The organism is Mycobacterium sp. NGS58 (assembly GCF_059812385.1).
Map to the genome: position 1 here is coordinate 81,020 of NZ_JCALCO010000006.1, position 8,683 is coordinate 89,702.

Genomic DNA, 8,683 nt, shown 5'->3' on the forward strand with positions numbered 1-8,683 from the left:
GCCTGTGCTAATCAGGGAGGGTCTGTGGTGCACGCCTCGGCACGCTCGGAGGACATCCGCGCGGAGGTGGCCGAATTGCTCGACGTTGACGTCGACGCAGTTCAGCCGGGTGGCAACCTGATCGGCCAGGGCCTGGACTCCATCCGGATCATGACGCTGGCCGGCCGCTGGCGCCGGAGGGGCATCGCCGTCGACTTCGCCACGCTGACCGAAACCCCGACGATCGAAGCCTGGGCCCGGCTGGTCGATGCGGGTGGGCAAGGTTCCGAACAGCAGGTCCTCCCTATCGCCGAGGCTCCCGGCGACCTGCCCGGCGAGGACGAACCGTTCCCCCTGGCCCCGATGCAGCACGCGATGTGGGTCGGTCGCCACGACCACCAGCAGCTGGGTGGGGTTGCCGGTCATCTCTACGTGGAGTTCGACGGTGGGGCGCTCGACGCCGAGCGCCTGCGCGCGGCAGCCACCGCGCTGGCGCGCCGTCATCCGATGCTGCGGGTGCGCTTCCTGCCCGACGGAAGCCAGCGCATCGCCCCTGCCGACGAGAGCGGCGCGTTCCCGGTCAGCGTCGAGGACCTGCGCTCCCTGAGCGCCGACGAGGTCGAGCAGCGGCTGGCCGCGATCCGCGACGCCAAGTCGCACCAGCAGCTCGACGGCGCGGTGTTCGAACTTTCGGTGACGCTGCTGCCGGGCGAGCGGTCACGGCTGCACGTCGACCTGGACATGCAGGCGGCCGACGCGATGAGCTATCGCACCCTGATGGCCGATCTGGCTGCCTCCTACGGCGGCCGGGACCTTTCCGAGCTGAGCTACACCTATCGGCAATACCGCCAAGCCATCGAGGCCGAAAACGCGCAGCCGCAGCCGGCGCGCGAGGCCGACCGGGCTTGGTGGGCGCAGCGGCTCCCGGAGCTGCCAGACCCGCCCGCTTTGCCGTCGACCGGTGGCCGCGGCACGAGTCGGAGCACCCGGCGCTGGCATTGGCTGGACCCGCAAACCCGCGATGCGCTGTTCGCCCGCGCCCAAACCCGCGGCATCACCCCGGCGATGGCGCTCGCCGCGGGATTCGCCAACACCGTGGCCCGCTGGTCGACCACCTCGCGCTTCCTGCTCAACGTCCCGCTGTTCGGGCGCCAGGCTCTGCATCCGGACGTCGACTCGGTGGTTGGCGACTTCACCTCCTCGTTGCTGCTCGACATCGATCTCGTCGGCGCAAAGACCGCGGCGGCGCGGGCTCGGGCGGTGCAGGACGCGATGCGTACGGCCGCCGCCCATTCCGCCTATCCCGGGCTGTCGGTGCTGCGTGACCTCAGCCGCCATCGCGGTACCCAGGTGCTCGCTCCGGTGGTGTTCACCAGCGCGCTGGGGCTGGGCGAATTGTTCGGCCGCGAGGTGATCGGCCAGTTCGGCACGCCGGGATGGATCATCTCCCAGGGTCCGCAGGTGCTGCTCGACGCGCAGGTCACCGAGTTCGACGGCGGGGTCCTGGTGAATTGGGATGTGCGCGAAGGCATCTTCCCGGCGGGCGTCGTCGACTCCATGTTCGCCTATCACATCGATGAGCTGTACCGACTGGCCTCTGACGACGACGCATGGGACGAGCTGGGCCCACCGTCGCCGCCGGAGGCGCAGCGCGCGGTACGTGCGGCGATCAACGCGCGCACCGCCGAGCCAAGCGGAGAAGCCTTGCACGACGGGTTCTTTCGGCAAGCCGAGCGGCAACCCGACGCCCCGGCCGTGTTCGCCAGTACCGGTGACCTCAGCTACGCGCAGCTGCGCGACCAGGCGTGGGCGGTGGCCGCGGCGCTGCGCACCGCCGGCGTCACCGCCGGCGACACCATCGCGGTGACGGGGCCGAAAGGCGCCGAGCAGATTCCGGCGGTGCTGGGCATCCTGTCCGTCGGTGCCGTTTACCTGCCGATCGGCGTCGACCAACCGCGTGACCGCGCCGAGCGCATCCTTGACACCGGGCGCGTGAGCTTGGCGCTGGTGTGCGGCGGACGACGGCTGTCGCTACCGGTGCCCGAGCTGGTAATCGCCGAGGTGCTTCGCGACACCTCCGCCGGTGCTGAGAAGGCTTCAGCGAGAACCGACCCCGCCGAACTCGCCTACGTGTTGTTCACCTCGGGCTCCACCGGGGAGCCCAAGGGGGTAGAGGTCACCCACGACGCGGCGATGAACACTGTCGAATTCATCGGCCGCCACTTCGAGATCGGCACGGGCGATCGATGCCTGGCGCTGTCGACCCTGGAGGGCGACATCTCGGTGATGGACGTGTTCGTCACCTTGCGCACCGGCGGGGCCATCGTGACGGTCGACGAAGCGCACCGGCGTGATCCCGACGTCTGGGCCCGGCTCATCGACACGCATAAGGTCACCGTGCTGCACTTCATGCCCGGCTGGCTGGAGATGCTGATCGAAGTCGGCCGTGGGCAACTGTCCTCGGTGCGGGTGATTCCCACCGGAGGCGACTGGGTGCGACCCGAGGTGGTACGCCGTCTGCGGGCGGAAGCGCCGAGCCTGCGCTTCGCGGGCCTCGGCGGTGCGACCGAAACCCCAGTGCACAACACCATTTTCGAAGTGACCCAGCAGATACCGGAAGATTGGGCGGCGCTGCCCTTCGGTGTCCCTCTTCCCAACAACGCGTGCCGCGTGGTCGGCGACACCGGCGCCGACTGCCCCGACTGGGTCCCCGGGGAACTCTGGGTGTCCGGCCGGGGCATCGCGCGCGGCTACCGCGGACGTCCCGATCTCACCGCGGAACGCTTCGTCGAGCACGACGGCCGAATCTGGTACCGCACCGGCGATGTGGTGCGCTATTGGCCGGATGGCACGCTCGAATTCGTCGGCCGCGCCGACCACCGCGTCAAGATCAGCGGGTACCGCGTCGAGCTGGGCGAGGTCGAGACCGCGCTACGGCGCGTGCCCGGCGTGCGGACGGCGGTGGCCGCCCTGATCGACGTATCCGGGGAATCCGACGTGCTTGCCGCGCAGGTGTGCACCGACGACCCCGCGTTGACCACCGAACGGATCGGCCAGCGTCTTGGCGAGCTGGTTCCCGCGCACATGGTCCCGCGCCACATCATGGTGGTGGAGCGGATCGGTTTCACCGACGCCGGCAAGCTCGACCGGCGGGCAGTCGCACGCGAATTGAAAACCGCGGTCTCACAAGCGCGGCGGCCCGGCCACCGCTGCGCGTCGACGCCCTTGGAATCCGCGCTGGCACTGATCGTGGGCGATCTACTCGGCCGGGAAACCATCGGAATCGACGATGACTTCTTCGCGCTCGGCGGTGATTCGGTGCTCGCCACCCAGGCGGTGGCCAGAATTCGGTCCTGGCTGGACGTATCGGACATCATCGTCGCGGACATCTTCGCCAACCGAACCGTGTCGGCGCTGGCCGCGGTGCTCACCGCCGGCGAGGACGACCCCGGCCGCCTCGACCAGGTCGCCGAGCTGTACCTGGAAGTAATCGGCATGGACGCCGAATCGGTTCTGGCGGCCTGTGGGCGGCCCGCGAAATCATCGACGACGCAATGACATTGAACAGTATGATCACCGTGTCGTCCACATTCCCGTCCTGGATCAAGCTGACCCCGGGCCGCGGCAACGGATCATCGAGCGGCGCCACCGTGATATTTCCGCACGCCGGTGCGGCCGCCGCGAGCTACCGGGTACTGGCGGCGGCGCTGGCCGCCGGCGGCGACACCTACGTCATGCAGTACCCACAGCGGGCCGACCGCCTCACCGAACCGGCCCACGACAGCGTGCACGACCTGGCCGCCAGCCTATTTCAGGCCGCACCATGGCGGCGCGTCGCTCCGCTGAAGCTGTTCGGGCACAGCATGGGCGCCGTCGTCGCATTCGAGTTCGCCCGCGTCGCCGAAACGTGCGGCGCGGCCGTGCAGAAGCTTTGGGTATCGGCTGGTCCGCCGCCATGCGTCGTCGCCGACATGCCCGAACTGCCGACCAGTGACGACGGTCTGCTGGCCGATATCGCCGATCTGGGGGGTACCGACCCCGAATTGCTTGCCGACGAGGAGTTCTCCGAACTGCTGACCACCGCGGTGCGGGCCGACTACCAGGCCTTCAACGGGTATGAACCCAGCCCCGATGTCCGCATCCACGCCGACATCCACGTTCTGGGCGGCCACGATGACCACCGCATCGCCGCAGGTGTGCTTGCGCAGTGGGAAAGGCACACCGCCGGATCCTTCGCGGTGTCGCTGTATGACGGCGGGCACTTCTACGTCTATGACCATGTCGAGGCGGTCGCCGCGCGGGTGAACGCCGGGTGATGCCGATGTCTGCCAATTCTTTTGGCGAGGGCCTTGACGCCGACGGCGCGGATCCCGTCGTGATCGTGGGAATGGGTGTGGAGGCGCCCGGCGGCATCGAAACCACGGAGGGCTACTGGGAACTGCTGGCACGCGGCCGTGAGGCACTGGGCCCGTTTCCCACCGACCGCGGATGGGCGGTGCGCGAGCTGCTGGCCGGCTCGCACCGTAGCGGCTTCAAAGAGATCCACGACCGCGGTGGATTCCTAGACGGGGCAACAACATTCGATCCAGAGTTCTTCGGCATCTCACCCCGCGAGGCTGTCGCGATGGATCCGCAGCAGCGGGTGGCGTTACGGGTGGCGTGGCGTGCCTGCGAAAACAGCGGCATCAATCCCGACGACTTGGCCGGGCACGATGTGGGCTGCTTCGTCGGCGCCTCGGCCACCGGCTACGGGCCCGAGATGGCCAAGTTCTCCGAACACAGCGGTCATCTGCTGGCCGGCACCGCGCTCAGCGTGATCTCGGGCCGCATCGCGTACACGCTCGGATTGACCGGGCCGGCACTGACCCTGGACTCCTCGTGCGCATCCGCGCTGGTGGCCTTCCACGTCGCGACGCGCTCCCTGCAGAACGACGACTGCGAGCTGGCCATCGCGGGCGGGGTCAACGTGTTGGGTTCGCCGGGCTTCTTCGTCGAGTTCTCCAAACAACACGCACTCTCCGATGACGGATATTGCCGGCCCTACAGCGCACAGGCCAGCGGAACCGTGTGGGCCGAGGGAGCGGCGATGTTTGTGCTGCAGCGTAAATCGGCCGCTCTGCGGGCCGGCCGGAGGATCGTCGCCGAGGTGCGGGCAACCGCGATGAATCAGGACGGGCGCAGCGCCGGTTTGAGCGCGCCCAGCGGTGCTGCCCAGGTGCGGCTGTTCCGGCGCGCGATCAGCCAGGCCGGGATCAAGCCCGCTGAAGTGGGGATGATCGAGGGGCACGGCACCGGCACCCGCCTCGGCGACCGGACGGAGTTGCGGTCGCTGGCCGAGACATATGGCGATACCGAACCGGGCGGCGGAGCGTTGCTGGGGTCTGTGAAATCCAACGTGGGCCACTCGCTGGCCGCCGCCGGTGCGCTGGGGCTGGCCAAAGTTCTGGTATCGGCCGAACACGGCGCCGTGCCACCCACCCTGCACGCGAGCGAAGCGAGCCCCGAAATCGAATGGGAGAAACAAGGTTTGCGGTTGGCGCAGACTTTGACGCCGTGGCCGGCCATCGACGGGCGGCGCACCGCCGCTGCGTCCGCGTTCGGGATCGCGGGCACCAACGCGCATCTGATCGTGTCCGTCCCCGAGGTCGCGTGATGCTTACCCATCGACTGCCGGACGGGCGCGTCCCGGTGCTGCTCAGCGCCCACGACCCAGAGCTGATCCGTCGGGACGCCTCGGCGATCGCGGACTACCTGGATCGCGCCGACGGCTCGGCAGACCCGACCGCCGCCGTCGCCACCACCCTGCTGCGGTTGCGCCGGGTGAGACGTCACCGCGCGGTGGTGCGAGCGGCTGACAGGGCCGAACTCCTCGCGGGACTGTCCGCGATCGCTCGCGGCGAGGAACACGAGCTGGTCTCGCGATCCGCCAAAACCACGCCGCCGTGCATCGCGTTCGTGTTCCCGGGCCAGGGGAATCAGTGGCAGGCGATGGGAGCCGATGCCTACCGGCAGTTGCCGGCCTATCGCGAGGCCGCCGACCGGTGCGCGCACGCGTTCGCCTCCGCCGGATTTCCTTCTCCGTTGCCGTATCTGGTGAGCGACGAGGGGCGCACCTGGTCGCGAGCCGAGATTCAAGCGGCGCAGTTCACCCACGCGGTGAGTCTGTCGGAAGCGTGGCGATCCTGTGGAGTGCTGCCCGATGTCACCATCGGCCATAGCCTCGGCGAGGTGGCGGCCGCGTATGTGGCGGAGGCGCTTTCGCTGCCCGACGCGGTCGGGTTGGTGGTCGCGCGCGCCACCGTCGTCGACCAGCTGCCCGGCCGCTACGCGATGGCGGTGCTCGGGACCGGCCTCGACATCGCGCGCTCGCTGCTGGCCGAGGCGCCCGGTTGGCTGGAAGTCTCGGCGGTCAACGGGCCGTCGTCGACCGTGGTCGCCGGCGATCACGAGGCGGTGGCGGCCGCGGTGCGGCTGGCGCAACAGCGCGGAATTTTCGGCCAGCGGCTGTCGGTCGACTATCCCGGCCACACCAGCGCGCTGCGGAAGTTGCGGGGGATCCTTGCCGAGCTGACGCCGAAGTCGGCGTTCCGGGACGGGCCGGTGCGGTTCATCGGCTCCACGTTGGGCACCGAATTGGCCGGCACGACCGACTTCGCCGACTATTGGTATGAAAACCTTTGTGGCACGGTGCGGTTCGACCGCGCTGTCGAACATGCTCGCGGCCGCGGGGCCGACGCGTTCGTAGAGCTTTCGGCGCACCCGTCGCTGCTCTACCCGCTGGGCGGCATGGTCGACGACGAGTCCACCGTCATCGTCGGCTCGGGCCATCGCGACCGTTCCATCACCGAATCGCTCTCGGCGAGCATCGCCGCCATGGCGACCGCGGACCCGGGCTGCAGCTGGGCCGACGCGGTCCCGATCGCGGAGCGGCCCGCACTGCGGGGATTTCCGAATGCGCCGATGCGGGCCGTGCACCTGTGGGCGGCACCGGAACGGGTGACCGAGGCGGCGCCGATGCCGGCGCTGACCGTGGCCGTCGAGGACTGGCAGCCGGCGACGGCGCCGATCACATCGGCTGCGATGACCGTCGGCATCGGCTTCGTCGGTGCGGGCGCACTCGCGCAGCGCCTCGTCGATGCCGTTGCGGCACATAGCGGCTGCCGAGCGGTGTCACCGAATGAGGCCGAAATCCTCGTGGTGGCCGCCCCGGAACTCGACGAGCTCGACGCCGCCGCCGCAATCGATCAGATCGCCGTCCGGCCCGATGCGGGCCTTCCCGACTACCCCGCACTCATTGGTCCTCGATGCCGGGCCGTCTGGTTGCTCACCGCCCGTGCCGAACAGATCGACCGGGATGACCTCGACGTCTCGCCGGCGCAGGCGGCGCTGGCGGGCATGCATCGCAGCGTCGGCTTCGAATTCGCGGACCAGGCCTTCGGGCATCTCGACCTCGCGCACCGCGAGGTCGATCGCGCCACGGCGCAAGCCGCCGTCGAGGTGCTGCTCGGGGAGGCCGCCGAGGTCGCGTTGCGCGGCGGCGCCGGATCGCCGCGACGCTACGCCCGGACGTTCCGCTCGTCCCGCGAATCGGCGACCCACCGACCACTCGATGCCGCCGCGCTGGACCACGTGGTGATCACCGGCGGCAGCGGAGCCATCGGGCTGCAGTACGCGCGTTATTGCCTGAACCGGGGCGCCCGGACCGTTACACTATTGAGCCGCAACGGCGTTGACCCGACGGTGCTGCGTGAGCTCGCCGACCCGCATGACGCCGAGGTCCACGCCCCGCGGTGCGATATCACCGATCGCGCCGCACTGGCCGCCGTCGCCGCGAACCATGCGGGATCGGGTGCGTCATTGGTGATCCACGCCGCGGGCATCGCGCAGGCGCGCTCGCGTTCGGAGCTGACCGGTTCGGACGTGGCGGTGGTCTGCGCGGCGAAGGTCAACGGATTGGCGGTGCTGGCCGACGTGTGGCCGCTGCGGCCGGACTGCCGGATCCTCGCCTGCTCATCGGTATTCGGGGTTTGGGGCGGCCATACGCACGCGGCGTACGCGGCCTCCAACCGGATGCTCGACGTAATGGCCGCCCAGTTGCGTGCCAAGGGCCGCGACTGCACGGCGATCCGGTGGGGCCTGTGGCACGGCGCCGGGGTGGTGGTGGGTGACGAGATCACCCGCACCGAGCGATCCGGGTTGGTGGCAATGGAGCCGGAGCAGGCGATCGAGGCCAGTCTGTATGGCTACGAGCGCGATCCACTGATTTTCGACGCGGACTTCCGGCGGCTCCAGACGTTCTTCGAAAGCCAGGGAGCGCCAATGTCATTCACCGTCCCACGCACCGGCGAAAACCACAGCCGTGAAATCTCGGTTCAGAGCACACTCGCCGAGATAATCCGGGCCGAATTGGCCGCGACGTTGCACCTGGGTGATTCACCCTCGATAGACCCGGGCGCGTCGCTCGTCGACCTGGGTGTGGACTCGTTGCTCGCACTCGACTTGCGTAAGCGGCTGCGCCGCACGGTAGGCAATTCCGTTCCGGTGTCCCGCATGCTCGGCGGCATCACCGTGACGGAGCTGATCGAAGCGTTGCGCGCCGATTCGACCGGCGGGCCCGGTTCCCCGCGGTCATTCGAGAGCGCCGGCGCCGCCAGCGGTGCGCACCACTCAACGCTCGCGATGCTAGAAAGGTTGGACTCCTAGC

General features: G+C 69.3%; 4 protein-coding genes. All 4 read left to right on the forward strand.

Annotation, left to right across the window (positions count from 1 at the left end; all coding sequences use genetic code 11):
- Positions 1 to 24 precede the first annotated feature (24 nt).
- Genes AC5Y4H_RS07955 through mbtD form a run of 4 tightly spaced genes read left to right on the forward strand, consistent with a single transcriptional unit; the run spans position 25 to position 8,682 of the window.
- Complete coding sequence (locus tag AC5Y4H_RS07955; protein ID WP_499980111.1) at positions 25 to 3,537, forward strand: non-ribosomal peptide synthetase; 3,513 nt, start codon at positions 25 to 27, stop codon at positions 3,535 to 3,537.
- Positions 3,534 to 4,295, forward strand: a complete 762-nt coding sequence (locus tag AC5Y4H_RS07960; protein ID WP_499980112.1) for a thioesterase II family protein — start codon at positions 3,534 to 3,536, stop codon at positions 4,293 to 4,295. Before AC5Y4H_RS07955 ends, AC5Y4H_RS07960 begins: the two co-directional genes overlap by 4 nt.
- Positions 4,292 to 5,632: a beta-ketoacyl [acyl carrier protein] synthase domain-containing protein gene (locus AC5Y4H_RS07965; protein WP_499980115.1), complete on the forward strand. Its 1,341-nt coding sequence runs from the start codon at positions 4,292 to 4,294 to the stop codon at positions 5,630 to 5,632. The genes AC5Y4H_RS07960 and AC5Y4H_RS07965 overlap by 4 nt, the downstream gene beginning before the upstream one ends.
- A complete protein-coding gene (gene mbtD, locus AC5Y4H_RS07970) occupies positions 5,632 to 8,682 on the forward strand; it encodes a mycobactin polyketide synthase MbtD (protein ID WP_499980117.1) in 3,051 nt (1,016 codons plus the stop codon). Before AC5Y4H_RS07965 ends, mbtD begins: the two co-directional genes overlap by 1 nt.
- The last annotated feature ends 1 nt before the right edge of the window (position 8,683 follow it).

What these genes read in the sequence shown, in the direction of transcription:
- mbtD (WP_499980117.1), top strand. Translation starts at nt 5,632, where the DNA reads ATGCTTACCCATCGACTGCCGGACGGGCGCGTCCCGGTGCTGCTCAGC.
- AC5Y4H_RS07960 (WP_499980112.1), top strand. Translation starts at nt 3,534, where the DNA reads ATGACATTGAACAGTATGATCACCGTGTCGTCCACATTCCCGTCCTGG.